Source organism: Vibrio sp. QJM3NY_35, from assembly GCF_057785915.1.
In genome coordinates, this window is the sequence record NZ_CM173507.1 from 710,400 (window position 1) to 736,945 (window position 26,546).

Here is a 26,546-nt window from a genome sequence, read left to right on the forward strand (position 1 = left end):
AAATTTACGTTAAGCCATAGCCTCACATTCTCACATCGTTATGGATTAGCGAATTAGACTCGATTTCAAAAGAAGAACAATATGACCACTAGCGATTTGATTACATCTGCACAAGCAATCACACCAACCATCACTCAATTCTGTCATCAGGCTTGGCAGCTCAATGGCAAAGCGCTATATGTTGAAAGCGATAACAGTAAAACCTACTTGATCACTGATGTGACGCCTTTTCATCCTATTAGTCATATTTGGCCAGATCACCCTGCAGACCAAGGCTTTGTGAATGTTGGTGACGTGCAATATCCCGTTGAAGACTGTCTTGTTGGTGCAATAGAACAATCTACTGGCAAGCTTCATATCGCAGCAGATATCCCTGTTAAGCGTGATACGGAAGGGTGGGCGTTTGTGGTTGTTCACCAACTACCGACATCAGCTTCTATGATTAATATTGGCGATGAAGTTGAGTTGTCGGTTGATAAAGAATACCAAGCAAGCTTGAGCCGTGGGCATAGTGCTGGTCATATCGCTTTCTTAGCGTTTAATAAAGTACTGGCTGAGAGTTACTGGCGCAAAGATGCGGACAGAAAAGATCCGCTTGGCAGTTACGACTTCAATAGCTACGCGCAAGTCACCAGCTTTGTGACCCCAGAACTATGTACCGACAAGTATCGTTTGGGAAAAACCTTGAAGAAACGCGGCTTGAACGTCGCAGACATGCTAGCAAACCTTGATGGTATTGAAGCCGACATCAATCAAATGATTGCAGGCTGGCTAGCAGAGTCTACTTCAGTAGCAATGAGACTGGAAGGCGAGGCATTAACAGACTCTCGTTACTGGGAATGGCAGCTCAATGCAGACACTCTCGTGTCTATTCCGTGTGGTGGTACTCACATTGAGAATACGTCAGAGCTTAAAGCATTATCGGTTAAGTTAACCCAGTTAGATGGCCAGAATATTGAAATGCTGACGCATGTAATTCGATGATTTAGACTACAGATCGAAATGGCTTATGCTGTTTGTTTTGTTTTTATATGTCACTTTCAATACAAATGACTATTTAAAATTGAAATGCAGCACATGTAACTTATGCTTTCGGTGTGTGGTGATATAAATATTCTTTTTGGGGTAGATCGCTGATCAAAATAGATAAAGCGAAAGATCAACCTATGATCTTCGATTGTGTGTTGTGGTTATTTAGTGTGTTATTATTAACCAATAGTAAGCTTGCATAAGAACAAGCCGTACCTAATTACACAATTGAAAGCTTTAGTGAATGGAACAAAAATTTTTATTAGAAGGCCACCGAGCAGTCAACAGTTTGCTTCGAAAGCTTGCTCTTGGGATGGATCGTAAAGATTTAAATCATAAGATCATTCAGCTTACCGAGCAGCTTTTCGGGCAGCGCATGGCTTCAATTTTACTGCTCAACTCAGAGTCAAAGACTTTGCACCTTGAATATGCTCCGAACCTACCTGATTTTTATAATCAGCAAATAGAAGGGGTGGGGATTGGTGTGGGAATTGGTTCTTGTGGAGAGGCGGCGGCACTCAAGAAAGCCGTTATGGTTTCAGACATCAATAGACACCCCAATTGGGTTCCTTTCCTACCTCTGACCAATCAAGCTAATCTTCATGCGTGTTGGTCAGTACCAATCATCTCCTCACATGGACATGTGCTAGGTACCTTCGCGATTTACAGCCAGTACATCTCTGAACCCCATGAATTCGAACTCGAAATACTAGAGTTATTGGCTTCACTGTATTCGGTCGCATTGGAGAAGTATGAGTTAGAGAATCAACTTAACTTTTTTGCTCATCATGATTCCCTTACTCATTGTTTGAATCGCCGCGCACTGTTGAGTGAAGCTGAAAACGTACTGGCAAAGCGATGTTTTGGTGACAAGGTTATGGCGTGTCTGTTTGTCGATGTCGATAAATTCAAATCAATTAATGACACCTACGGTCACAGTTTTGGTGATGGCGTATTGCTCGCTGTTGCAAAGGTTTTGGATGAAGCCACCTCGACATGTGCCAAAATTGGTCGCTATGGCGGGGATGAATTTGTGGTGTTCTCTTGTTTTGACTCTGAAGAAAGTGTTGTTAGCTTTTATCACAGCTTAGAAAGAACCTTGGAACAAGCGCTCTATATCAACGATACTCAGTTCGCAGTCAGTGTTGGGCTCTCTTATGAGAAAGATCCTGAGTCATTAGAAACCTTGATCGTACAAGCTGATAAGAACATGTACCAAATCAAGCAAGCGAAGTCTCAGCGGTAGTAGATTGTAAAAATAGTAGTGAATTAGGAAATGCTAATGAGTGAAAATATCTGCCCTAAGTGCCAGTCTGAGCTAGCTTGGGATGGCAAGTATCACTGTGAAAGTTGTCAGGCTAACTTTACTAAAGTTGGGTTTTGCCCTGAGTGCAGCAGTCAACTTGAGAAGCTTCAAGCCTGTGGTGCAGCGAGCTATTTTTGTAATGGCGATTGCAACGAGTTGAAATCTAAGTCGAGAGTGAAATTCGAATTCCAACCAGCGGAATAGCCTTAAGCTATTTGGTTTGAACGACTATCGGTGATGTTATACCAGAGACTCAATACTAAAGTGTTGGGTCTTTTTTGTATCTGAAGAATAGGAATGTGTCATCTTGGTTCATTCTTATCGCCACTGCACCAGTATGAAACATAGTGACGTGATTGCTATGCACTCTATTGGTGTGATTTGATTTTAAATTCCATTAATACAATGGCTTATAAATTTAATGGTTACTTTTTAAGTTTGGCACTCTTCTTGTAACTCTGTAATTGAATAACAAAAATACAATTATGGAGTAATATCATGAACAAGGTGTTCAATTTATCGCTAGCTGCACTGTGTACAACACTTTCATTTTCTTCTGCAGCAGTGTTTGCCGCTGATGAGACCATCAAGGTCGGTGTTCTACACTCACTCTCTGGCACTATGGCGATCAGTGAAACAACGCTAAAAGATACCGTGCTAATGCTCATCGAAGAGCAAAACAAAAAGGGCGGTTTGCTCGGCAAGCAGCTAGAGCCTGTCGTAGTTGACCCTGCGTCAAACTGGCCGCTATTTGCAGAAAAAGCGCGTGAGCTTATCGAAAAAGAGAAAGTGGATGTGGTGTTCGGTGGTTGGACATCGGTATCACGTAAATCGATGCTGCCTGTCTTTGAAGAACTCAACAGCATCCTTTTCTACCCAGTTCAGTATGAAGGCGAAGAGTCTTCTAAAAACGTTTTCTACACCGGTGCTGCGCCAAACCAACAAGCGATTCCTGCCGTTGATTACTTAATGGATGAACTTGAAGTGGAACGTTGGGTGCTTGCAGGTACCGATTACGTTTATCCACGTACCACCAATAAGATCTTAGAGGCCTACCTAAAAAGTAAAGGTGTCGCAGAAGAAGACATCATGATCAACTACACACCGTTTGGTCATTCTGATTGGCAATCTATTGTTTCAGATATCAAGAAGTTTGGTGAAGCTGGTAAGAAAACCGCCGTTGTATCTACTGTGAATGGCGATGCAAACGTACCTTTCTATAAAGAGCTTGGTGCTCAAGGTGTTTCATCTGAAGACATTCCAGTGATTGCATTCTCGGTTGGCGAAGAAGAGCTATCGGGCATGGATACTGAACCTCTAGTGGGTCACTTAGCGGCATGGAACTATTTCATGAGCGTCGATACCGAAGTCAATGAAGAGTTCGTTGAAACATGGCAGTCATTCATTAAGAGTGACAAACGTGTAACGAATGACCCGATGGAAGCACACTATATTGGTTTCAATATGTGGGCTCAAGCTGTGACTAATGCGGGCACAACCGATGCTGAAGCGGTGCAAGATGCATTGATTGGTGTGTCTGTTCCAAACCTATCTGGTGGCTACTCAACCATGCTACCAAACCACCACATAACTAAACCTGTATTGATTGGTGAGATTCAAGATGATGGCCAGTTTGACATCGTTTGGGAAACCACAGGCCTTGTTGCAGGTGATGCTTGGTCTAACTACTTACCTGAATCAGCAAAACTATTCTCTAGTTGGTCTAAGCCATTCTCATGTGGTGCGTTCAACGTTGAAACTAAAAAGTGTTCTGGTGGTAACTAGAGTTATTCGCACTTAGCTGATAACTAGTTACTGGGTGTTAGCTATTACCGGTAACTACTAGCTATGAATATTGAGCCTTCTCTTTAGGGAAGAGTGCTTCTGCATGGAGGCGCAACGAAAGAGAAGGCTCAAATTAGTTTCAAGTCACAACAACTATCCAAACATCCACCAAGTAAAAAATAACAATATCTAACTTGTTGGTTAAGGAAGCAGGGATGAAGAACGTATTAAACGTATTTAAGGCGCTGTTGCTCATGGCTATCAGTGCTCAGTTGGCTTTTGCTGGAATAACGGATGAAGCTAGCTTTACCAAGGCGCTAGTTGGTAAAAAAACATCGGATAAAGAGCTAGCCATCGATTGGATCATTGAGACACAAACGGAAGACGTGTCGAAGGCTATTTTATATGGATGGTTAAACGGCAATCTCTATTACTTCAATGATAAAAAAAACGAATATTATAAACAGCTCTATCTCATTCAAAACACCAAAACAGCCACTTCAGCTCAGTCTGTATGGGATGAATCAACTCTCAATATCGATAATGCTAAGCTGTTTAAAAAGGTGCGCGTAAACAACAAACTTCGCGGGATCTTAAGGGGTGAAATTGCCTCTATTGGATTAAATAGCAGTAACCCAGATGTGCGTTATCAAGCGGTTCTCGATCTACTGGGAACTAAGGATGCCACTATCATCGATCGTTTATCCGAACTTAGAGAAAATGAGACCGATGGTAAAGTCGCTGAACTAATGGATTTGTCATTAGCTATTTTTACCTCGCTTGATAACAGTGCAACAACTGAAGCTCGAGTAACATCGATTGAACGAGTGGGCGACTTTAAGCATTCGGTCGTTCTAAAAACACTGAACCAACTACTTAACGGTGAGCAAGAACCAAGCATTTTGGCTGCAACAGAGCGTGCGATGGACGATTATCAACAAAGCCAAGCTCTGTACTCAGGTGTTGAAACCGTATTCTTTGGCTTGAGTTTAGGTTCGGTATTGGTACTAGCGGGCATTGGCTTAGCGATCACCTTTGGTGTGATGGGCGTTATCAACATGGCTCATGGTGAGCTGATCATGATTGGCGCTTACACCACCTATGTATTGCAACTTCTGATGCCGAATCATATTGGTTTAGCGCTAATACTTTCTATTCCTGCAGCATTCATCGTTTCGGGCTTAGTGGGTATTGCGATTGAGCGAAGCGTGATTCGTCACCTTTATGGGCGTCCATTAGAAACCTTGCTCGCCACCTTTGGTATCAGCTTAATCTTGCAGCAAGCCGTTCGCTCTATTTTCTCTCCGCTGAACCGATCAGTGAGTACACCTGAATGGATGTCTGGTGCGCTTCAATTGAATCCTATGCTATCGCTGACTTATAACCGTCTTTACATCATCTTGTTCTGTGGCTTGGTGTTTATGGGGTTATTGATGGTTCTGAAAAAGACACCGTTAGGCCTTCAGGTTCGTGCCGTTTCTCAAAACCGTGGTATGGCTCGTGCGATGGGGATTCGATCGGAACGTGTTGATGCGATGACCTTCGGTTTAGGCTCTGGCGTCGCAGGTGTTGCGGGTGTAGCGCTTTCTCAACTGACTAACGTTGGCCCAAATATGGGGCAGGCGTACATCATTGATTCTTTCATGGTGGTGGTGTTTGGCGGGGTTGGCAACTTATGGGGCACACTAGTCGCAGGGCTCAGCCTTGGCTTATTTAATAAGATTTTAGAACCATGGGCTGGTGCGGTTCTCGCCAAGATCCTAGTACTGGTTTTCATCATTCTGTTTATTCAAAAACGTCCACGCGGACTATTCCCGCAACGTGGCCGTGCGGCTGAAGGTTAAGGACAACATCATGCAGTCTAAATCATTTGTACTTTCGGCGATGCGTGGTGACAAAGGTGGTCAACTGACCATCCTTGCCATTCTTGCGGCCGTCATTCTTATTCCGCTGGCTAACACCATGTTGCCAAGTGGACACCCGCTTCATGTTGAGACTTTTACAATCTCATTAATGGGCAAATACCTGAGTTACGCAATGTTGGCGTTGGCGCTCGATCTTGTGTGGGGCTACCTCGGAATCTTGAGTCTAGGCCATGGCGCTTTCTTTGCGCTTGGTGGCTATGCGATGGGCATGTACTTAATGCGCCAGATTGGTGACCGTGGGGTATATGGTGACCCAATCCTACCTGACTTCATGGTGTTTCTTGATTGGTCGGCGTTGCCATGGTTCTGGCAGGGCTTTGATCAGTTCTGGTTCGCCTGCCTAATGGTGGTGTTGGTACCGGGCGCATTGGCTTATTTGTTCGGTTATTTAGCTTTCCGCTCTCGAGTGTCAGGGGTGTATCTTTCTATCATGACTCAAGCGTTAACTTACGCATTGATGCTGGCGTTTTTCCGCAACGAAATGGGCTTTGGTGGTAACAATGGATTGACGGACTTTAAAGACATCATCGGTCTGAGCTTGCAAAGTGATGCAGTCAAGATAGGTCTGTTTGTTGCGACTGGTATTGCGCTAATCCTCAGCTACATCGCTTGTCGTATGGTGGTGACCAGTCGATTAGGCCGTGTGGCTTTAGCGATTCGTGATACTGAATCTCGCACTCGATTCATGGGTTACGACGTCGATGGTATCAAGCTGTGGGTCTTCGTTCTGTCTGCGGTTATCGCGGGTATTGCTGGTGCTTTATATGTGCCTCAAGTCGGTATCATCAACCCGGGAGAGTTTGCTCCGCTTAACTCGATTGAGATAGTGGTTTGGGTTGCCTTGGGCGGTCGTGCCACTCTGTTTGGTGCCATCGTTGGTGCCCTGATCATCAACTACGCCAAGAGTTGGTTTACGGTTGAATTCCCAGAGGTGTGGTTATTCGCCCTAGGTGGTCTATTTGTACTTTCAACCATGTACTTCCCACAAGGTGTGATTGGCTTTGTTAGCGAGAAATGGCAACAACTGCGTAAGGCGTCGGGTTCACGAGGCAAGGGACAAGGAAAATCAGATAAGGATGATCAGTCAGAAAACAAGGAGGTGATCGTATGACCACATTTAGTAACGTTAAGGAATCGGTTCAAGCCTTCACTCGCCGAGACGAAGTCTTTGATTACCTCAAGCCTGATGTTCATCCTGCCATCGATACCCGTCATAACGTGTTGTTGTACGTGGAAGGCGTTAACAAAAACTTCGATGGTTTCCAAGCGATCAACGACCTCAATCTTTATATCAAAGAAGGCGAACTGCGCTGCATCATCGGTCCTAATGGCGCGGGTAAAACCACTATGATGGATATCATTACGGGTAAAACAAAGCCAGATACTGGTGATGTGTGGTTAGGCTCGAACATTAACTTATTGAAGATGAATGAAGCAGAAATTGCCAATGCTGGAGTTGGGCGTAAGTTTCAAAAACCAACCGTGATTGAATGTCTAACCGTTTGGCAAAACCTTGAATTAGCCATGGCGGGCGACCGCTCTGTTTGGTCTACTTTCACTGCGGTGATGTCTGGTGAGCAGAAGGACAAGCTCACCTCGGTACTTGAACTTATTCACCTAAAAGACGAAGCCGCCAACTTGGCTGGCAATCTCTCTCACGGACAAAAGCAGTGGTTAGAGATCGGCATGTTATTGATGCAGAACCCCAAGCTGTTACTGGTGGATGAGCCCGTTGCAGGTATGACTCACCAAGAGATGGATCGTACATCGGAGTTACTTAACTCACTGGCAGGCAAACACTCTGTAGTCGTGGTTGAACACGATATGGATTTCGTTCGTTCAATCGCTAGCCATGTCACCGTACTTCATCAAGGTCACGTGTTGGCCGAAGGCACCATGGATCAAGTGCAAGCTCACCCTGAAGTTAAACAAGTTTATCTCGGAGAATAGGATGCTAGAGGTTAAATCAGTTAATCAATATTACGGTGAGAGCCACACATTGTGGGATTTAGACATGCAGATCCCAGAAGGCAAATGCACGGTATTGATGGGACGCAATGGCGTTGGTAAAACGACTCTTCTGCAATGCATCATGGGGCTAGTTAAAGTCAAAAGTGGTGACATTTCGTTATCGGGTGAATCGCTTTTGAAAACCGATGCCGAAGATCGTGCTCGCCAAGGAATCGGTTATGTGCCGCAGGGACGTCAGATCTTTCCGATGCTTACTGTGCAAGAAAATCTAGAAGTCGGTTTACCGATTCGCGACAAGGGTGACCGTAAGATCCCAGAGTTTATCTTCGATATCTTCCCTGTATTAAAAGAGATGCTGCATCGACGTGGTGGCGACTTATCTGGTGGTCAGCAACAACAGCTCGCGATTGGTCGTGCGTTGGTGGTTAAACCTAAGCTATTGATCTTGGATGAACCGACAGAAGGTATTCAGCCCAATATCGTGCAAGAGATTGGCGACATCATTCGTATGCTTAACGAGAAGATGGGACTCACGGTTCTGCTTGTAGAGCAAAAGCTACCATTTGCGAGAAAGGTTGGTGATCGCTTCTGCATTCTTGACCGTGGACGTCAGGTCGCGGAAGGAGAAATGAAAGGGCTCAATGAATCCTTGATCAAGGAGTACCTGACCGTATGAGTGCTTTATTTTCTTTGAGCGAAGAAAGGGACGCTTCTCTAACCGAGGCTTTGTCTCTGAATGAAACCATTGAACAAGATATTCGAGACGGGTGGCAGGCGAGCTTAAACCTCACCTTTGTCGACCGTGGTGATAAAACCGTTTTAAAGAATCGTCAGCAGTCTGGTCCGCTTGCGGTGCAACGCCCCTTGTATCCTGATGGGGAAACGTGTCACACCTACTTACTCCATCCCCCCGGCGGAGTAGTAGGTGGTGACACTCTCAACATTGAAGCGACCATAGAAAGCGGCGCTCATGCGCTAATTACCACCCCCGGTGCCACTAAGTTTTATCGTTCTAATAATAAGTACGCCAAGCAGAAGCAGACCTTGCGAGTGAAGAAAGATGCGCGCTTGGAATGGATGCTGCAAGAGAACATTTTTTTCCCTAATGCACACGTACGTTTAGACACTGAAATTCGCCTTGAAAAGGGCGCACAGTTTTGGGGTTGGGAGATGCACTGTTTTGGGCGACCTGCACAGAATGAGGGATTTGAGCATGGTCACCTTGTAGGGAAAACAGAAATCTATCTTGATAATCAAAGGCTTCTCACTGAAGGTTTTAATTTTCATGGTGGCGATAAGTTAATGATAAATATTGGGTTACTTGATTTCTCAATGATGGGGACCTTTTATCTTACGTCAAATGAGAAGCAAGATTTAGAGTTGGTACAGAGCTTGCTCTTATCTATTACACAGCAAGCTTCACAGCAATCAGTCACATCGAAAGTGCCGAATGAGCCCACATTAATAATGGGTGCGACGCAAATAGAGGGATTGATTGTGGTGCGAGCCTTGGGTAATTGGAGTGAAGACATCCTCCAAGCCTTTGGTCAGATATGGCAAGCAACTCGCTCTCATTTGTGTGGTACGACTCCTGATTTACCAAGGATTTGGGCGACTTAGCGATTAGCCCTTTTTGTACCGAGGGCGACTTCCGGCCCTCGGTACATTTTTTAAAGCTTGCTGTGTTTGAATCCCACTTACTGCTCATGCGTTTTTGAGCACTAAGAAAACAACACTAACAGCGGGCGGCTAAATGGAATTAACACCAAGAGAAAAAGATAAGCTACTTATCTTCTGTGCAGGAATGCTGGCACAGCAGCGCAAACAAAAAGGCTTAAAACTCAACTATCCAGAATCTATTGCACTGATCAGCAGTGCCATTCTCGAAGGTGCCCGCGAGGGTAAAACCGTTTCAGAGTTGATGGATTTTGGACGCACACTTCTTACTGTCGATGACGTTATGGAGGGGATCCCTTCCATGATCCCTGATGTACAAGTCGAAGCCACTTTTCCTGATGGCACCAAGTTGGTGACCGTTCATGAACCTATCGTGTAGGGAGAAGTAAGATGGCTGGTTCCACAAAAAAATACTCAGGTTTCGTTCCCGGCAAAGTAGAAACCGCTCCCGGTGACATCACCTTAAATGAAGGTCGCGAGACAACGTCAGTTAAAGTTCAAAACATTGGCGATCGTCCTATTCAAATTGGCTCTCATTACCACTTCTATGAAGCAAATCCTTCGCTGATCTTTGATAGAGAAACCACTAAAGGCTTTCGACTCAATATCCCTGCGGGCACTGCAACTCGATTCGAGCCGGGTCAGTCGCGTAGCGTCGAGTTAGTACGTTATGCCGGTAAGTTAGAAATTTACGGCTTCCAAGGAAAGGTGATGGGCAAGCTTTAAGAGCTCCTCACGGAAATAATTAAAACAACAAAGGATTGATCATGGCGACGATATCCAGACAGGCTTACGCCGAAATGTTCGGGCCAACAGTTGGAGACCGAGTGCGTCTTGCTGACACCGATTTATGGTTAGAAGTTGAAAAAGATTACACCGTTTACGGCGACGAAGTGAAATTCGGCGGTGGCAAAGTCATCCGTGATGGACAAGGGCAAAGCCAACGTCCAAGTGCCGAAACGCCAGATTTGGTGATCACCAACGCGATTGTGTTGGACTACTGGGGCATTGTAAAAGCCGATGTCGCCATCAAAGACGGCCGAGTTCAAGCGTTGGGTAAAGCGGGTAACCCAGACGTTCAACCAGGCGTTGATATAGTAATTGGCCCGGGCACGGAAATTTTGGCAGGTGAAGGTTCGATTCTCACTGCGGGTGGCATTGACTCACATATCCACTTTATATGCCCGCAACAGATTGAAGAAGCGTTGGCGTCGGGTGTGACTACCATGATAGGCGGTGGCACTGGGCCAAACACAGGGACTAACGCTACCACGTGTACACCGGGTCCGTGGAACATGCACCGTATGTTGGAATCACTCGACCAATTCCCAATGAACTTTGGTTTGTTAGGTAAGGGCAATGCGAGCCAACCTGAGGCACTGCGTGAACAAGTAGCAGCGGGTGCTGTAGGTTTGAAGTTGCACGAAGACTGGGGAACAACCCCCGCTTCAATCGATACCTGCTTGAGTGTTGCTGACGAAATGGACGTACAAGTTGCGATTCACACCGATACTCTGAACGAATCGGGTTTTGTTGAATCGACCCTTGGCGCCATCGGTGATCGCGTGATTCATACCTATCACACCGAAGGTGCGGGCGGTGGTCACGCTCCTGATATTATTCGTGCTGCAGGTGAGCCGAACGTTCTGCCTTCTTCTACCAATCCGACACGACCTTACACCGTCAATACGGTCGATGAGCATTTAGACATGTTGATGGTGTGTCATCACCTTTCACCATCGATTGCTGAAGATGTCGCGTTTGCTGAATCGCGTATTCGCCGTGAAACCATTGCCGCAGAAGACATTCTTCATGATTTAGGTGCGTTCTCGATGATCGCCTCGGATTCTCAAGCAATGGGTAGAGTGGGAGAGGTAGTAACCCGCACGTGGCAAACCGCACACAAGATGAAAGTGCAGCGTGGCAGCCTAAAAGAAGATTCAGACTACAGCGATAACTTCCGTCTTCGTCGCTACGTTGCAAAGTACACCATTAATCCAGCCATCACTCACGGTATGGCGCATGAAATCGGTTCGATTGAAGAAGGCAAACTGGCGGATCTTGTTTTATGGAAACCAGCTTTCTTTGGTGTGAAACCAAGCGTGATTTTGAAAGGCGGCATGATCGCCATGGCACCAATGGGTGATCCCAATGCTTCTATCCCAACCCCTCAGCCAGTTCACTATCGCTCTATGTTTGGTAGCTATGGCAAGGCGTGTCAGAACACATCGATGTTGTTTGTTTCCAAGGAAGCCAAGGCGCAGAACATCGATAAGCAGTTGGGGCTGCAGAGTTTGATTGGCGTAGTGAGCAACTGCCGAAACATCAGTAAAGCTGACATGAAGCTTAACGATTGGATGCCGAAGATTGAGGTCGACTCTCAGACTTATCAAGTGCGCGCTGATGGCGAGCTGCTTACGTGTGAACCTGCTGAAGAACTGCCAATGGCTCAAAGATATTTTCTATTTTAATAGCTCGGCTGAAGGCTCTTATCTTAGACCTTTAGCTGAAGCTCGTGTTTTAGCTCTTGGCTGAGGGCTCTTATTTTGAACGTTATAAATCTCACAAGGAGATTGAGGTAATAGCATGATTGAACTAACTCATATTCAAGCGGAGTTAAACACGACTCCTGATGGCTTTCTAAGTCTACCGATCGATAGTCGTATTAAGAGTCGTCTTAAAGTCACACTCGATGACGGGCGCAATGCAGGGCTGTTTCTACCACGAGGTCATATCTTGCGTGGCGGTGAACAACTCTCAAGTGAATGTGGCTTGGTCGTGGAAGTGAAAGCGGCACCTGAAACCGTTTCGACTGTTTACTGTGAAGATCTGCTCCTACTAACGCGAGTGGCTTACCACCTTGGCAATCGACATGTTCCGTTGCAAGTGGAAGCTGGCTGGGTTCGTTATCAACACGACCATGTTTTGGATGAAATGGTTGAAGGCTTAGGCGCTAAAGTGACCACCGAGACACAACCGTTTGAACCTGAAGGCGGCGCTTATGGCGGTCGCTCGGGTGGTCATCACCACCATCATTAATCGAGTCATTTGAGACTCACCCATTTATAGATACAACCACGATATTAATAACTATAAACGCAAGGAACTCGCGATGAACTTTAAAACAGCTGCAGGCTTATGTACTTTCACAATAGCTTCTCTAACAACATCGACATTGGCATTGGCTCATCCAGGTCATGGATCTCACTCGGTTCATGAGTCTCACTCATTTATGTCTGGCTTAACTCACCCTGTGACAGGCATGGATCACCTGATCATGCTGATCGCTTTTGGTCTATTAATTGGCGCACTGTCATTTTCAACCAAGATCAAAGCAGCTTTGATTGGGGGTGGATTAGTATCGTTAATGCTTGGTCTTATCGCAGGCCAAGCCTTGGGTTTCTCTGTGATTGTTGAACCAGCGATCATCGCTTCTCTGTTTGTAGTTAGTTTATGTTTATGGCATGTATTCTCACCATCAACTAAGCGTGTAAACAGTGTATTAGCGGCTTCGATTGGTATGTTGTTTTTCCATGGTTACGCACACGGTGTTGAGGCGGCAAGTAATCTGACTCAGTTTGCAGCAGGCATGGGCATCAGTGCTTTGGCATTAATGGTTATCGGCACTTTGGTTGGCCGTGCGGTTTACTCTAAATGGCTGTCGGTTGGCGTGGCTTCAGCAAGCGCACTATTGATTTTAGGCGCGTAAGCTCTCGAACTTTTTGATTCTAGAAGGCAGAGAGCAAGAGTATGACCAAAACAGAAAATATCGCTATTTATCGTCTCTTTCAATTGATCAGTCCATCGTTGCCGATTGGTGGTTTCACTTATTCGCAAGGGCTAGAGCTTGCTGTAGAAGCGGGGTGGGTGACCGATCGCAACAGCATGGAACAGTGGCTCAATACCATCGTCAGTTCCAGTGTCGCGACTTTGGAATTGCCCATCTTAGAGCGCCTTTATCACGCGCTAGAAAAAGGTGAGCTCGATGAGATTGAGCACTGGTGTAACTATTTGTACTCAAGTCGTGAAACCAGTGAATTGCGAGCGGAAGAGAAACAGCGTGGACAAGCCTTGAATACTCTGTTGAAGCGTTTAGACATCGATATTTCGTTGGTGGACTCTGTTGATAGTCATCCTAACCAACTGTTGGGCATGTGTATGGCTGCTCAACATTGGGGCATTGATTTAGAAAGTCTCAAGCAAGGTTATTTATGGAGTTGGCTTGAAAACATCGTTACCGCAGGGGTCAAGTTAGTGCCTTTAGGTCAAACCGATGGTCAGTTGGCACTGATTAATATCACCAACACGTTTCCCGAGATCATTGAGAAAGCACGCACGATAGAAGATTGGATGATAGGCAGCTTTTCGCCATCAATGGCATTAGCAAGTTCACTGCACGAAACACAATATACGAGACTATTTCGTTCGTAGCGGTCAGCACAAGCGATGTAGTAAAAAGAATATAAGGAAGTAGACAATGGAAAGTTATAAGCAACCCCTTCGAATTGGTATTGGCGGCCCTGTAGGCTCTGGTAAAACAGCCTTGTTAGAGGTGCTATGTAAGGCGATTCGCGACAAGCTAAACATTGCCGTAGTAACCAACGACATCTACACCCAAGAAGATGCCAAGATACTCACACGTGCTGAAGCTCTCGAACCTGACCGCATCATTGGCGTAGAAACCGGTGGTTGTCCGCACACGGCTATCCGTGAAGATGCGTCGATGAACTTAGCTGCCGTAGAGGAGCTTGCTAAGCTACACAAGAACCTCGATGTGGTATTCGTCGAAAGCGGTGGTGACAACCTCAGTGCCACGTTCAGTCCTGAGTTAGCCGACCTTACTATCTACGTGATTGATGTTGCTGAAGGGGAGAAGATCCCACGTAAAGGTGGCCCGGGAATAACACGCTCTGATCTGTTGGTTATCAATAAGATCGATTTAGCACCGTATGTTGGCGCGTCACTGGAGGTGATGGAACAAGACACACAACGCATGCGTCCAACCAAGCCATACGTATTCACCAACCTCAAAGAGAGCCAAGGGCTAGACTTCATCATCAACTTTATTGTGACCGAAGGGATGCTCACCATGAAGGAGCCTTCTACTACTGAGTAGGGTTGGAATCAGTTAGTTTTTCAAGCCTTTAGGTACTAAAAAGCCCTGTCGATTATCGATAGGGCTTTCTGGTTTGAAACGTTAGAGTCGAACTTAAAGCTCGCTCTTAGTAACTCTTGTGGTCACTTGCGACTCAATCACACCGTCTTCAACTTGAGTGGTGATCACTTCACCGACTTCGACATCGTTAATTGATGATACAGTCTTGCTCGATGCTGAATGAGTAATGCTATAGCCGCGCTTTAGCGTTGCCAGTGGGCTCACTGTTTCTAACTTCTCTGCAGCCATAGCGAGCTGGTGGCGAGTGGTTAGTAAGGTCTTATCCATCGCATCCAATAGCTTCTGCTCTGAACGTTGCAGATGCAGTTTCTGTTCGCCAAGGCGTTTCACTGGCGAGTTCAATTGAAGCTGGTGCTGTTTACGTTCAACACGCTGTGCATGCTGCTTTAGGTATTGAGTCATACCACGACGCAAACGCATATCTAGGTCATCAAGCTGCTGACTCTGCTTTTGCAGTTGGTAGCTAGGATGTTGCTTCTCTAAGCGGTACTTCAATGTTTGAGTCGATTGCGCTTGTTTGATTAACACATGACGAATCGCACTGACTAAGCGAGCACGTTTAGACGCAAAAGCTTGTTCTTTATGGCTGTTATCACGGCTAACCAATTCAGCGGCTGCTGATGGCGTTGGAGCTCGCATATCTGCGACGAAATCGGCGATAGTGACATCAACTTCGTGGCCAACTGCGCTGATAATCGGGATTTGGCTTGATGCGATTGTGCGAGCTACGATCTCGTTATTGAAGCACCATAGGTCTTCTAAAGAACCGCCGCCACGACCCACAATCAACACATCACACTCATTGCGTTCATTGGCACGTCCAATCGCTTGAGCAATCTGAATAGCTGCCTCTTCGCCTTGAACCATGGTTGGGTAAACCACCACTGGCAATGAAGGATCGCGTCTTTTCAGGACATCAAGAATATCAAACAGCGCTGCACCGGTTTTCGATGTGATAACGCCAACACGTTTAGGGTGTTCAGGAAGAGGTTGTTTACTCGATTGAGCAAACAGCCCTTCTGCGGCAAGGTTCATCTTCAGCTTTTCAAACTCTTGCTGAAGCTTACCGTCACCTTCTGGCTGCATGCTTTCGATGATCAGTTGATAGTCACCGCGTGGCTCATAAAGAGACAGGCGAGCTTTAACTAGAACTTGATTGCCGTTCTGGGGCTTAAAGGTGACTCGGCGGTTATTGCCACGAAACATGGCGCACTTAACTTGAGCGCGAGAGTCTTTAAGCGTGAGGTACCAGTGACCAGATACAGGTGCAGAGAAGTTTGAGATTTCACCAACGAGCCAGACTATTCCCATTTCGTTTTCTAATAGGAGACGAACCTCTGAGTTGAGGCGAGAAACAGTAAAGATGTTTGGATTAGTCATAGAAGCACTATCTTTCCTTGAAGGAAGGTCTTTCTTGGAATCTCACAGGGCGTGAGTATGGAAGATAGCGGCAATATAATACATAGCAAGGGGGTAAATGCAAATTAAAAATACAAAAATGTGTAGCCAAGCGATTTCGTTGGCCGTATAATCCGTCCGCAATATCTAATCCAAATGCAGTTTGATTTTCCTTAATTGGCTGCCCTCATTAGGCGAAACGATGAGATTGGATTGTTTCTTTTTACTCCTATTATTGTGAGATATTGCAAATGCTAAGAATTGCCAAAGAAGCGCTGACATTCGACGACGTACTGCTAGTGCCAGCACACTCCACCGTTCTCCCTAATACAGCTGATCTTCGCACTCAGCTGACGAAGAATATTTCCCTAAACATCCCAATGATATCTGCATCTATGGATACTGTGACAGAAGCTCGCCTAGCGATTGCACTGGCACAAGAAGGCGGAATAGGCTTCATTCACAAGAACATGTCTATTGAACAGCAAGCTGAAATGGTTCGCCAGGTTAAAATTTACGAAGCAGGTGTGGTTTCTCACCCTGTTACTGTAAGCCCTGACGCGACAATCGCTGATGTTGTAGCTCTTACCCAAAAACACGGCTTTGCCGGTTTCCCTGTTGTTACTGAAACAAACGAACTTGTTGGTATTATTACTGGCCGTGACGTTCGCTTTGTTACTGACCTTTCTAAGAAAGTTGATGTAGTAATGACACCTAAAGCTCGCCTTGCTTCTGTTAAAGAAGGTGCAACTCGTGAAGAAGTTCAAGAGAAAATGCACGAAGCGCGTGTTGAAAAAGTTCTTGTTGTAAATGATGACTTCCAACTTACTGGAATGATCACTGCAAAAGATTTCCACAAAGCAGAACGTAAACCAAACGCTTGTAAAGATGAGCGCGGCAGCCTACGTGTAGGTGCAGCTGTTGGTGCTGGTGCTGGTAACGAAGAGCGTGTTGCTGCTCTAGTTGAAGCTGGCGTAGACGTTCTACTTATCGACTCTTCACACGGTCACTCTGAAGGCGTACTTAACCGTATCCGCGAAACTCGCGCTGCATACCCTGATCTACAAATCATCGGTGGTAACGTAGCAACTGGCGCTGGCGCTCGTGCTCTTATCGAAGCAGGTGTTAGTGCGGTTAAAGTAGGTATCGGCCCGGGTTCAATCTGTACGACTCGTATCGTTACTGGTGTTGGTGTTCCTCAAGTAACAGCAATCGCAGACGCAGCTGAAGTAGCTAACGAATACGGTATTCCAGTAATCGCAGATGGCGGTATCCGCTTCTCTGGCGATATCTGTAAAGCTATCGTTGCTGGCGCATCTTGTGTGATGGTTGGTTCAATGTTCGCTGGTACTGAAGAAGCACCGGGTGAAGTTATTCTTTACAACGGTCGTTCTTACAAGTCTTACCGTGGTATGGGTTCTCTTGGCGCTATGTCTCAAGGTTCTTCTGACCGTTACTTCCAATCTGACAACGCTGCAGACAAGCTTGTTCCAGAAGGTATTGAAGGTCGTATCGCATACAAAGGTCGTCTAAAAGAGATCGTTCACCAACAGATGGGCGGTCTACGCTCAAGCATGGGCCTAACGGGTTCTGCAACTGTTGAAGACATGCGTACTAAAGCTGAGTTTGTTCGTATCTCTGGTGCGGGCATGAAAGAATCTCACGTACACGATGTTCAAATCACGAAAGAAGCACCTAACTACCGTTTAGGTTAATAATACGTCCAAACGTTTGAATAATGTGCTGATTTAGTCGGCACATTACAATACCAATCGTAGTAAATAACTGGTCATCCTAGCTTGTTAAAAACCTCGATAACTTCGTTAGGATTTTTGATTGTAGAATAACTACTTATCAGAAAATCCTGCCTTGTTCTCAAGCTTTTTTCCTGCACTATTCCTGAACACTTACTTACTGTGATTGGTATTATATCTACAGCCTGTTTTGTTGAACGTATGATTTTTGCAAAACATCGACTTACAGATAACCAAAGAAAACGTTTGCTTTATTTCTTGAAGAGTTAATCAGAGGTGAGTAAACTCGCCTCCGTTTTATCACATAGCCAATAAGACTGCTTACAATGACTAAAAATATTCATGACCAACGTATTCTAATTCTGGACTTCGGTTCTCAATACACACAGCTAGTAGCTCGTCGTATTCGTGAGATCGGTGTTTACTGTGAACTTTGGAGCTGGGACGTAGAAGAAGCGGATATTCGTGAATTCAATCCAGACGGTATCATCCTATCTGGTGGCCCTGAAAGTGTAACGGAGGAGAACTCTCCACGTGCACCTCAGTACGTATTTGATTCAGGTGTTCCTGTATTCGGTATCTGCTACGGAATGCAAACTATGGCTGAGCAACTTGGCGGTAAAGTAGCAACGTCTACTGAGCGTGAGTTCGGCTACGCAGCTGTACAAGTGACTGGCGAATCTGCACTTTTCGCAGACCTTGAGTCTACTCAAGATGTTTGGATGAGCCACGGTGACAAAGTGGTTGAGATCCCAGCTGATTTCACAAAGATCGCTGAAACAGACACTTGCCCATACGCTGCTATGGCAAACGAAGAGAAGAAGTACTACGGCGTACAATTCCACCCAGAAGTAACACACACTAAGAACGGCCTAAAAATGCTTGAGAACTTCGTTCTTAACGCATGTGGTTGTGAAGGTCTGTGGACTTCAGCTTCAATCATTGAAGATGCAGTTGCACGTATTAAAGAGCAAGTAGGTGACGACGAAGTTATCCTTGGTCTTTCTGGTGGTGTTGATTCATCTGTAGTTGCGATGCTTGCTCACCGCGCTATCGGCGACAAACTAACATGTGTATTTGTAGATAACGGCCTTCTTCGTTTAAACGAAGCAGAGCAGGTTATGGAGATGTTCGGCAACAAGTTTGGCCTAAACATCATCAAAGTAGATGCTGAGCAACGTTTCCTTGATGCTCTTGAAGGTGAAGCTGAACCAGAAGCTAAGCGTAAGATCATCGGTCACGTATTCGTAGATATCTTCGATGAAGAGTCTAAGAAGCTGAAGAATGCTAAATGGCTTGCTCAGGGTACTATCTACCCAGACGTAATCGAGTCTGCTGCATCTAAGACGGGTAAAGCACACGTAATCAAATCTCACCACAACGTTGGTGGCCTTCCTGATGATATGGAAATGGGCCTTGTTGAGCCTCTACGTGAGCTATTCAAAGATGAAGTACGTAAGATCGGTCTAGAGCTTGGTCTTCCATACAACATGCTTTACCGCCACCCATTCCCGGGTCCAGGTCTAGGTGTTCGTGTACTTGGCGAAGTGAAGAAAGAGTACTGTGATCTACTGCGTCGCGCAGATGCTATCTTCATTGAAGAGCTTCACGCTGCTGACCTTTACCACAAAGTATCTCAAGCATTCACGGTATTCCTACCAGTACGTTCAGTTGGCGTAATGGGCGATGGCCGTAAGTACGATTGGGTTGTATCTCTACGTGCTGTAGAAACTATCGACTTTATGACTGCTCACTGGGCGCACCTACCATACGACTTCCTAGGTAAGGTATCTAACCGTATTATCAACGAAGTTAACGGCATTTCACGTGTTGTTTACGATATTTCTGGTAAGCCACCAGCAACTATCGAGTGGGAATAATCTCTTAGAGATTTGACCAGCATTGATTAAGATCTTAAGCCTCGAACTTTGTTCGGGGCTTTTTTCTTTTTATTTATGAGATTAAGGATTTACATCTACAACGAGCAACCAAATTCGTTGGAAGTTAGATATCAGCTCAAGAAACCATGAGACGCTTTGTTGTGTTGAGCCAAATATCAAAAAGATCACTCGCACTTTTTATAAATTCACACAGCTACAGCTAGGCTATTCCCCATGTGCCACATACTCTTTGATGGACTTATTAAGGACAGATAAGAGAATCCATCATGTTAAAAATCAAATATTTGGCGACAGTGCTCGGCTGCACATTGGCAGCGCAAAGTCATGCGTCTTTGAACATCCAACCTGATCCGCAAAACCCGAATGGTTACCTTGTTGAAAAGTCGGCCCTACAAGCTGCTGAACAAGCGAAAACATCCGATCCTATGTATGCGATCTGGTCACAAGCATTACAGACTCGTCCCAATAGTATTGTTGAAGCGATAGAACCGGGCTTAGCCTCGAATCCTGAAAACGTGAAACGAGTCGAGCGTGTATTCCCCCAATCTGAATGGGATTTCCTCACTCAGATGGCAGCGCCAGAATATACCTACACTCGCTTCTTACGTGCGATTGGCAAATTCCCAGCCTTCTGTGGAGAGTACACCGATGGCCGTGACTCCGACGCCATTTGTAAAAAGTCCATCATTACGGCCTTTGCTCATTTCTCACAAGAGACGGGCGGTCACATCGCGATAGACAACACCTCTGATAACCCATTAGCTCTAGAAGAGTGGCAGCAAGCGCTGGTGCATGTTCGTGAAATGGGTTGGTCTGAAGGCCAAGAAGGTTATACCACAGGTTGTGGTCAGAACGATTGGCAGAATGCACGTTGGCCATGTGCCGCGGGGCAGGGTTACTTCGGACGTGGTGCTAAACAGCTTTCTTACCATTTTAATTACGGCGCGTTCTCGGAAGTGATGTTCGATGGCGATGCGACGGTGCTTCTCAACAATCCGGGCTTAGTAGCGAACTCTTGGTTGAATTTAGCTTCTGCTATTTGGTTTTTCCTTACCCCTCAAGCACCTAAACCAGCCATGCTGCATGTCATTGACCGTACATGGACTCCCTCTCAACGTGAACTGGATGCGGGTATTGGTTATGGCTTTGGTACCACAATCAATGTGATCAACGGTGGTATTGAGTGTGGTGAACAGAATAAAGACAAGGGCCAACCAGTTAACCGTATTCGTTATTGGGAAGGGTTAGCGGCGCACTACGAAATTCCTGTAGAAGCGGATGAAGCCAATACTTGTTGGCAGCAAACGCCTTACGGAAGTTTGAACCTCAACGGCGCAACCGATGTGTTGTACACCAACTGGGATGGCAATTGGAAATACTACGCAGACCGCCCAGAAGGCTACTCATTTGAGTGTGAGCTTGTTGGTTTCCAAACGGCTTATTCAGCGCTGGTGGCTGGAGATTACGAGAAGTGTGTGACTAACTTTTATGGTTCTCATGCGAGCTGGCCTGAAGTGAAAGTGGTCGATAAGCTTGATCCGGTAGACCCTGGTACTGATCCCGGTGGTAACGGTTGGAGTGCGACCAAGGTTTACAACGCTGGAGACCAAGTTACTCACAATGGTGCAACCTACGAAGCGAAATGGTGGACACAAGGGGATGACCCTGCCAATGGCGGCCCTTGGAAATTGGTTGCTGGAGAGCCAACTCCACCTGTGACAGATCCATCGCCAGTTGACCCTGCACCTGTCGATCCTGATCCGGTAGACCCAACACCAGTGGAACCACCTGTTACCGAGCCGCCTGTCGTCATTGACCCATCGGTGTTTATCACATGGCAAGCGGGCGTTAGCCAAGTGAGTAACGGGGATAAAGTGACGCATAACGGCAAATGTTTCGTGGCTAAAAACGGCCCGGGTGTATGGGAAAGCCCTGTTCAGTCGAATTGGTTCTGGGATGAAATTAGCTGTAATTGATCGTTTGAATACTGAAAAGCGGTCTAACCGACGAGTTCAGTAGTACGACCATAATGATATAAATAATTAAAAGCCGAAAGTTTCTACTTTCGGCTTTTTTTCGTTTAGAACTTGGCTATCTAAGGAGGGCTATTAGTCTATTTGGCTATGTTGAAGCGCATTTAAAGACTAATTATCCAGTTAGAGGATAAAGTTCTGTACAAATGGTGATTGTGAATTTATATTCAAATTTAATTTATATTTATTCCTTTTATTTTAGGGTTAAGGTGTACCTATGGAACAGACAGATATCACGTCACTCATCCCCATTGTGATTACTTTGGTGTTGTCGTTGGCGACAAGGAATGTGGTGATTGGCCTTTTTGCTGGCGTGCTGAGTGGTGTTGCGATGCTGACTGGCATGTTTAGTGAACTTAACCCGCTTGATACGTTTGGTACCATGGTGAAAGGTTACTTAGTCCCTCAACTTACCGACAGCTATAACGCTGGTGTGATCATGCTGTTGGTATTCATTGGTGGCTTTGTCGCATTGATGGAAAAGTCCGGTGGCGGCGTCGCGTTTGCCAAACGAGTGACTCAGTGGGTAAGCAACAAATGCCAAGCTCAATTGTCAGCATGGTTGGGTGGAATCGTTATATTTTTCTCAGACTTAGGTACTCCGTTAATTGTTGGCCCTGTTTTTCGTCCCCTTTTCGATAAACTGAAACTTTCTAGACAGAAGCTAGCATTCATCATCGACTCAACCTCATCGCCAGTTGCGATCCTGATTCCTTTCATTGGATGGGGCGTTTACATCATGAGCCTGATTCAAAAAGAGTTCACGGCTTTGAATGTCAACATGTCAGATTGGGATGCCTTCATCGGTGCGATTCCTTTCCAGTTCTACGCATTCTTAGCGATTTTCATTGTTCCTTTGGTTTCAGTTAAAGGCTTAGACTTCGGACCAATGGCAAAAGCTGAACGTGATTGCCAAGCAGGAATCAACTCTGGCGTGAATAGCGAATCTCTCAATCCTTTCTCGCATAAAAATGCAAAGGCCTCTTTTGTTTGGGCGCCGTTGTTAGTGATGCTAGTGGTGTTGTGTGCCATGTTGGTTCCACAAGGCTTCCCGTTCCAAAAGGTCGCGGGTTCATCATTTAGAGCGGCATTATCATCGGCTTATTTCTTTGCGGCGATTACCTTAATTTCGTTAATGGCTTACTACGGTGTAAGAAAGTTGTCTGATGGTGTTTCAGTGTATTTAAAAGGCATGGGAAACATGATGCCCGTAGCGATCATCTTAGTATTGGCTTGGGCGTTAAGCACTGTCGGTAAAGAGTTGGGTGCAGCCGCTTATATTGCTGAGCAAGCACAGAGTGGTTTTCCATACTGGTTAGTACCTGCGGTCGCGTTCCTGTTGTCTGCCATTATTTCATTCGCAACGGGCTCATCGTGGGGAACCTTCGCGATAATGATGCCTTTAGTTATTCCAACCGCGATTGCGATAGATGCTCCACTTCTCGTCGCAATTGGTGCCGTGTTATCGGGTGGCTTGTTTGGTGATCACTGCTCACCGATCTCTGAAACCACGATTCTTTCTTCAACCGGGGCAGGGTGTGATCAGTTTGAACACTTTAAGACGCAGCTCCCTTACGCATTAATGAACGGCTCTATCGCTTTGGTTAGTTTTGTAGTCGCAGGCTTTACTGGAAGTGCATTGGTTGTGTTGGGCGCTCTTGTTGCTCAGTTGATTATCGTGACGTTGTTAGCCAAGCGCGACGCGAGTAAAAACGCTTCTTCAGACGTTCAATCTCAAGTGTCTGAATCTAAAACACAACAAGCGTAATTTAAGATTACAAATGAGAGACTAGATACGGGATGCGAGTAAACGAGTAGCGAAAAAACCGACTTATTATTGTTCGTGTTTGCTATTTAGTTTCTCGCTTACTCAATCTGAGCCCGCTGTTCGCATCCCGTTACCCGCATCTTTTTCATATGCATATCACTAACTTCAATCTCAACACGCTCTTCGTATCCCGCTTACTCGAATCTAAAGACTCTTTTCGCATCTCGCATCTTTTTTATAGCGTGATAGGGAACCTGCTTACTTATAGTTTCTGTGAATTGATTGGTATTGTTATGAAACTAATTTTCCATAAGATCATTTACACAATCTTAGTTTTCGATAACTGGATTACCTAGTTGTACGGTTTATAGATTAAAATTTTCTGATAACTTTTATCGTTTTTTTTTAATCAACCACTTTAATAAGGTAAATTCGCAATGTCGACCAAACTAGCTAACCCAGCGCCACTAGGCTTAATGGGTTTCGGTATGACCACTATTCTTCTTAATATCCACAACGCAGGTTTCTTTCCAATTGATTCAATGATTCTTGCTATGGGTATTTTTTACGGTGGTTTGAGCCAAGTTATCGTGGGCACAATGTGTTTCAAACGTGGTGACACGTTCGGTACAACTGCGTTTACTTCTTACGGCCTATTCTGGTTGTCTTTGGTTGGTTTAATTGTAATGCCTTACATGGGCCTACCTGCAAGCCCTGCAGCATTCATGGGTTGGTACCTACTACTATGGGGCATCTTCACAGGCTTCATGTTCATCGGCTCTCTATGCTATCCAGTGGCGAAGCAAGTAGTATTCGGTTCACTAACTATCTTGTTCTTCCTACTTGCAGCTCGTGATTTTACTGGCAGCGAACTGATCGGCACTATCGCTGGTTTTGAAGGTATCTTCTGTGGCGCTTCAGCTATCTACTTTGCAATGGCACAAGTAATCAACAACGAATACGGCCGCACAGTATTGCCTATCGGTGAGAAGAAAGCGCCTCAAATGGCAACACAAGAAATCGCTGCTTAATACTCTAACTCGGGAACAGTTAGTTTGTTATAAGCCATTTATTGGTTATGAATAAAACAAAAGGGGTTAGCCGAAATGGCTAACCCCTTTTTTATGCGTTATTGATAGCGCGAGTTAAAGTGAGCTATTTGTTAAAGCAATCCATTTGTTAAGGCACAAGCTTAAGCTGAAGGTTGCTCTACAGGTTTAGTGTCTGCAGATTCTGCTTCAGGAGACTTGCCTGTTTTACGCTTGTACTTCTCTTCCCAGTAAGTAGCACCTTTAATGCCTAGTTTTACAGGGTTGAAAGTGTACTCAGTCACACCTTGTTTCTGCTGTTCTTCGTAGTCAGCTAGAGCTTTAAGCGCAGGCTTAGACATGAAGAAGATAATCAGAATACCAACGATGTTTAACCATGCCATCAAACCAACACCAACATCACCCATTGCCCATGCAAGGTTAGCTGTTTTAACTGTGCCATAGAAAACTGCAGTGATAAGAACAAGCTTAAGTACGAACATCATGCCAGGGATCTTGATGGTACGACGTAGGTAAGCAATATTCGTTTCTGCGATGTAGTAGTAAGCAAGAATCGTTGTAAATGCGAAGAAGAACAGAGCAAATGCGATGAATGGCTTACCAATGCCTGGTAGTGCACTTTCAATAGCAAGCTGTGTAAATACAGGACCATTCGCACCGATGTTTGCTGCTAGGTTCTGAACAAGGAATACACCTTCAGCGCCGCCGTGAACGTTGTAAGCACCAGTGATGATGATCATGAACGCTGTAGCAGAACATACTAGAAGCGTATCGATGTAGATAGAGAACGCTTGTACCAAACCTTGCTGAGCTGGGTGATCAACACTTGCAGCCGCTGCCGCGTGAGGACCCGTACCTTGACCTGCTTCGTTTGAATAAACACCACGTTTAACACCCCAACCAATTGCAGCACCGAAGCCTGCCATAGGTGTGAATGCATCACCAACAATCATTGCAAAAACAGCTGGCACTTGGCTGATGTTTAGCAGAATGATAACGAACGCAATGATGATGTAAGCCAATGCCATGAAAGGAACAACGATCTGTGTGAAGTTCGCAATACGTTTAACACCACCAAAGATGATGAAAGCCAGGATGATTGCAACAACAGTACCGGTGAAAATTTTAGCGAAACTGAATGTACCGACAGCTGTTTCAATCATGTCACCTGAGCCAAATGCAGCTTCTACAGCATTACCAATACTGTTTGACTGAACACCTGGAAGTAAAATACCACATGCAAAAATCGTCGCGATAGCGAAGATCCATGCGTACCACTTCTGACCCATTGCTTTTTCAATGTAGTAAGCCGGACCACCACGGAACTGGCCTTCGTCTTCTTCTTTGTAGATTTGCGCTAGCGTCGATTCTGCGTAAGCAGTTGCAGCGCCAAAGAAGGCTACAACCCACATCCAGAATACTGCGCCTGGACCACCGAAACCGATAGCGGCAGCAACACCAGCAATGTTACCTGTACCTACACGGCCAGATAGTGAAACGGCTAGAGCTTGGAAAGACGAGATGCCTTTTGATGAGCTTTTACCCGATAGTAGCAAGCGCCACATTTCAAAGAAGTGACGGATTTGAACAAATCGAGTCATGATGGAGTAGAACAAACCGGCACCTAAACATAGGTAGATAAGTACTGGACTCCAGATTATTCCATTCAAAAAATCAACGAATGACTGCATGAGTATTTTCCCTGTTAGTTTTGCTTATGATTGTTTTTCGAACAACACAATACTTCACTTGTAACCCAAGTGTTAAATTATTT

At 45.4% G+C, this 26,546-nt stretch carries 23 protein-coding genes; 21 read left to right on the top strand and 2 right to left on the bottom strand.

Annotated elements, in window-relative coordinates; genetic code table 11:
- Nucleotides 1-81: 81 nt before the first annotated feature.
- From AC3CH3_RS03190 to ureG, 16 genes are all read left to right on the top strand, one after another.
- Nucleotides 82-984, top strand: a complete 903-nt coding sequence (locus AC3CH3_RS03190) for an alanyl-tRNA editing protein (RefSeq protein WP_488537719.1) — start codon at nucleotides 82-84, stop codon at nucleotides 982-984.
- Between the two features lie 289 nt (nucleotides 985-1,273).
- Complete coding sequence (locus AC3CH3_RS03195; protein ID WP_488537720.1) at nucleotides 1,274-2,275, top strand: sensor domain-containing diguanylate cyclase; 1,002 nt, start codon at nucleotides 1,274-1,276, stop codon at nucleotides 2,273-2,275.
- 36 nt (nucleotides 2,276-2,311) lie between these two features.
- A complete protein-coding gene (locus AC3CH3_RS03200; RefSeq protein ID WP_488537721.1) occupies nucleotides 2,312-2,539 on the top strand; it encodes a zinc ribbon domain-containing protein in 228 nt (75 codons plus the stop codon).
- Nucleotides 2,540-2,833: 294 nt separating this feature from the next.
- Nucleotides 2,834-4,120, top strand: coding sequence for an urea ABC transporter substrate-binding protein (gene urtA, locus AC3CH3_RS03205; protein WP_488537722.1), 1,287 nt, complete (start codon nucleotides 2,834-2,836; stop codon nucleotides 4,118-4,120).
- 215 nt (nucleotides 4,121-4,335) lie between these two features.
- A complete protein-coding gene (urtB, locus tag AC3CH3_RS03210; protein WP_016767139.1) occupies nucleotides 4,336-5,964 on the top strand; it encodes an urea ABC transporter permease subunit UrtB in 1,629 nt (542 codons plus the stop codon).
- Between the two features lie 10 nt (nucleotides 5,965-5,974).
- A complete protein-coding gene (gene urtC / locus AC3CH3_RS03215) occupies nucleotides 5,975-7,156 on the top strand; it encodes an urea ABC transporter permease subunit UrtC (protein ID WP_016767140.1) in 1,182 nt (393 codons plus the stop codon).
- The gene (gene urtD, locus AC3CH3_RS03220; protein ID WP_016767142.1) at nucleotides 7,153-7,995 is read left to right on the top strand and encodes an urea ABC transporter ATP-binding protein UrtD; all 843 of its coding nucleotides are present in this window, start codon (nucleotides 7,153-7,155) and stop codon (nucleotides 7,993-7,995) included. The genes urtC and urtD overlap by 4 nt, the downstream gene beginning before the upstream one ends.
- 1 nt (nucleotide 7,996) lies before the next feature.
- Nucleotides 7,997-8,692: an urea ABC transporter ATP-binding subunit UrtE gene (gene urtE / locus AC3CH3_RS03225; RefSeq protein ID WP_016794108.1), complete on the top strand. Its 696-nt coding sequence runs from the start codon at nucleotides 7,997-7,999 to the stop codon at nucleotides 8,690-8,692.
- On the top strand, nucleotides 8,689-9,636 hold the full coding sequence (locus AC3CH3_RS03230) for an urease accessory protein UreD (protein ID WP_488537723.1): 948 nt from the start codon (nucleotides 8,689-8,691) through the stop codon (nucleotides 9,634-9,636). Before urtE ends, AC3CH3_RS03230 begins: the two co-directional genes overlap by 4 nt.
- Nucleotides 9,637-9,769: 133 nt before the next feature.
- Complete coding sequence (gene ureA, locus AC3CH3_RS03235; RefSeq protein ID WP_004735119.1) at nucleotides 9,770-10,072, top strand: urease subunit gamma; 303 nt, start codon at nucleotides 9,770-9,772, stop codon at nucleotides 10,070-10,072.
- A gap of 11 nt (nucleotides 10,073-10,083) precedes the next feature.
- Nucleotides 10,084-10,419, top strand: a complete 336-nt coding sequence (locus AC3CH3_RS03240; protein ID WP_010440579.1) for an urease subunit beta — start codon at nucleotides 10,084-10,086, stop codon at nucleotides 10,417-10,419.
- Between the two features lie 41 nt (nucleotides 10,420-10,460).
- Nucleotides 10,461-12,164, top strand: a complete 1,704-nt coding sequence (gene ureC / locus AC3CH3_RS03245) for an urease subunit alpha (RefSeq protein WP_488537724.1) — start codon at nucleotides 10,461-10,463, stop codon at nucleotides 12,162-12,164.
- 115 nt (nucleotides 12,165-12,279) lie between these two features.
- A complete protein-coding gene (gene ureE / locus AC3CH3_RS03250; protein WP_016784824.1) occupies nucleotides 12,280-12,732 on the top strand; it encodes an urease accessory protein UreE in 453 nt (150 codons plus the stop codon).
- 73 nt (nucleotides 12,733-12,805) lie between these two features.
- The gene (locus AC3CH3_RS03255; protein ID WP_010440587.1) at nucleotides 12,806-13,402 is read left to right on the top strand and encodes a HupE/UreJ family protein; all 597 of its coding nucleotides are present in this window, start codon (nucleotides 12,806-12,808) and stop codon (nucleotides 13,400-13,402) included.
- 41 nt (nucleotides 13,403-13,443) lie between these two features.
- Nucleotides 13,444-14,124, top strand: a complete 681-nt coding sequence (locus AC3CH3_RS03260; RefSeq protein ID WP_016767146.1) for an urease accessory protein UreF — start codon at nucleotides 13,444-13,446, stop codon at nucleotides 14,122-14,124.
- A gap of 46 nt (nucleotides 14,125-14,170) precedes the next feature.
- Entirely contained in the window at nucleotides 14,171-14,809 is a 639-nt protein-coding gene (gene ureG, locus AC3CH3_RS03265; protein ID WP_017062498.1) for an urease accessory protein UreG, read from the top strand.
- 93 nt (nucleotides 14,810-14,902) lie between these two features.
- Here the strand turns inward: ureG and xseA are convergent, their stop codons facing one another.
- The gene (xseA, locus tag AC3CH3_RS03270) at nucleotides 14,903-16,249 is read right to left on the bottom strand and encodes an exodeoxyribonuclease VII large subunit (protein WP_029405286.1); all 1,347 of its coding nucleotides are present in this window, start codon (nucleotides 16,247-16,249) and stop codon (nucleotides 14,903-14,905) included.
- Between the two features lie 269 nt (nucleotides 16,250-16,518).
- On the opposite strand from xseA, the gene guaB reads away from it, so the two are divergent.
- The 5 genes from guaB (at nucleotide 16,519) to AC3CH3_RS03295 (ending at nucleotide 24,754) form a co-directional block, all read left to right on the top strand.
- Complete coding sequence (gene guaB, locus AC3CH3_RS03275) at nucleotides 16,519-17,982, top strand: IMP dehydrogenase (protein ID WP_017062496.1); 1,464 nt, start codon at nucleotides 16,519-16,521, stop codon at nucleotides 17,980-17,982.
- Nucleotides 17,983-18,347: 365 nt separating this feature from the next.
- Nucleotides 18,348-19,901 (top strand): glutamine-hydrolyzing GMP synthase, encoded by a 1,554-nt coding sequence (gene guaA, locus AC3CH3_RS03280; RefSeq protein WP_019820323.1) that lies wholly within the window; start codon nucleotides 18,348-18,350, stop codon nucleotides 19,899-19,901.
- A 287-nt stretch (nucleotides 19,902-20,188) separates the two neighbouring features.
- The gene (locus AC3CH3_RS03285) at nucleotides 20,189-21,898 is read left to right on the top strand and encodes a chitinase (RefSeq protein WP_488537725.1); all 1,710 of its coding nucleotides are present in this window, start codon (nucleotides 20,189-20,191) and stop codon (nucleotides 21,896-21,898) included.
- A gap of 274 nt (nucleotides 21,899-22,172) precedes the next feature.
- A complete protein-coding gene (locus AC3CH3_RS03290; protein ID WP_488537726.1) occupies nucleotides 22,173-23,723 on the top strand; it encodes a Na+/H+ antiporter NhaC family protein in 1,551 nt (516 codons plus the stop codon).
- Nucleotides 23,724-24,160: 437 nt separating this feature from the next.
- Nucleotides 24,161-24,754 carry an acetate uptake transporter gene (locus AC3CH3_RS03295; RefSeq protein WP_010440610.1) on the top strand — a complete coding sequence of 198 codons (594 nt, stop codon included), beginning with the start codon at nucleotides 24,161-24,163 and terminating at the stop codon, nucleotides 24,752-24,754.
- 161 nt (nucleotides 24,755-24,915) lie between these two features.
- Here the strand turns inward: AC3CH3_RS03295 and AC3CH3_RS03300 are convergent, their stop codons facing one another.
- Entirely contained in the window at nucleotides 24,916-26,463 is a 1,548-nt protein-coding gene (locus AC3CH3_RS03300; RefSeq protein WP_488537727.1) for an alanine/glycine:cation symporter family protein, read from the bottom strand.
- Nucleotides 26,464-26,546 lie beyond the last annotated feature (83 nt).

Coding starts and splice junctions, on each gene's coding strand:
- AC3CH3_RS03190 (WP_488537719.1), top strand. CDS start 82: ATGACCACTAGCGATTTGATTACATCTGCACAAGCAATCACACCAACC.
- AC3CH3_RS03195 (WP_488537720.1), top strand. CDS start 1,274: ATGGAACAAAAATTTTTATTAGAAGGCCACCGAGCAGTCAACAGTTTG.
- AC3CH3_RS03200 (WP_488537721.1), top strand. CDS start 2,312: ATGAGTGAAAATATCTGCCCTAAGTGCCAGTCTGAGCTAGCTTGGGAT.
- urtA (WP_488537722.1), top strand. CDS start 2,834: ATGAACAAGGTGTTCAATTTATCGCTAGCTGCACTGTGTACAACACTT.
- urtB (WP_016767139.1), top strand. CDS start 4,336: ATGAAGAACGTATTAAACGTATTTAAGGCGCTGTTGCTCATGGCTATC.
- urtC (WP_016767140.1), top strand. CDS start 5,975: ATGCAGTCTAAATCATTTGTACTTTCGGCGATGCGTGGTGACAAAGGT.
- urtD (WP_016767142.1), top strand. CDS start 7,153: ATGACCACATTTAGTAACGTTAAGGAATCGGTTCAAGCCTTCACTCGC.
- urtE (WP_016794108.1), top strand. CDS start 7,997: ATGCTAGAGGTTAAATCAGTTAATCAATATTACGGTGAGAGCCACACA.
- AC3CH3_RS03230 (WP_488537723.1), top strand. CDS start 8,689: ATGAGTGCTTTATTTTCTTTGAGCGAAGAAAGGGACGCTTCTCTAACC.
- ureA (WP_004735119.1), top strand. CDS start 9,770: ATGGAATTAACACCAAGAGAAAAAGATAAGCTACTTATCTTCTGTGCA.
- AC3CH3_RS03240 (WP_010440579.1), top strand. CDS start 10,084: ATGGCTGGTTCCACAAAAAAATACTCAGGTTTCGTTCCCGGCAAAGTA.
- ureC (WP_488537724.1), top strand. CDS start 10,461: ATGGCGACGATATCCAGACAGGCTTACGCCGAAATGTTCGGGCCAACA.
- ureE (WP_016784824.1), top strand. CDS start 12,280: ATGATTGAACTAACTCATATTCAAGCGGAGTTAAACACGACTCCTGAT.
- AC3CH3_RS03255 (WP_010440587.1), top strand. CDS start 12,806: ATGAACTTTAAAACAGCTGCAGGCTTATGTACTTTCACAATAGCTTCT.
- AC3CH3_RS03260 (WP_016767146.1), top strand. CDS start 13,444: ATGACCAAAACAGAAAATATCGCTATTTATCGTCTCTTTCAATTGATC.
- ureG (WP_017062498.1), top strand. CDS start 14,171: ATGGAAAGTTATAAGCAACCCCTTCGAATTGGTATTGGCGGCCCTGTA.
- xseA (WP_029405286.1), bottom strand. CDS start 16,249: ATGACTAATCCAAACATCTTTACTGTTTCTCGCCTCAACTCAGAGGTT.
- guaB (WP_017062496.1), top strand. CDS start 16,519: ATGCTAAGAATTGCCAAAGAAGCGCTGACATTCGACGACGTACTGCTA.
- guaA (WP_019820323.1), top strand. CDS start 18,348: ATGACTAAAAATATTCATGACCAACGTATTCTAATTCTGGACTTCGGT.
- AC3CH3_RS03285 (WP_488537725.1), top strand. CDS start 20,189: ATGTTAAAAATCAAATATTTGGCGACAGTGCTCGGCTGCACATTGGCA.
- AC3CH3_RS03290 (WP_488537726.1), top strand. CDS start 22,173: ATGGAACAGACAGATATCACGTCACTCATCCCCATTGTGATTACTTTG.
- AC3CH3_RS03295 (WP_010440610.1), top strand. CDS start 24,161: ATGTCGACCAAACTAGCTAACCCAGCGCCACTAGGCTTAATGGGTTTC.
- AC3CH3_RS03300 (WP_488537727.1), bottom strand. CDS start 26,463: ATGCAGTCATTCGTTGATTTTTTGAATGGAATAATCTGGAGTCCAGTA.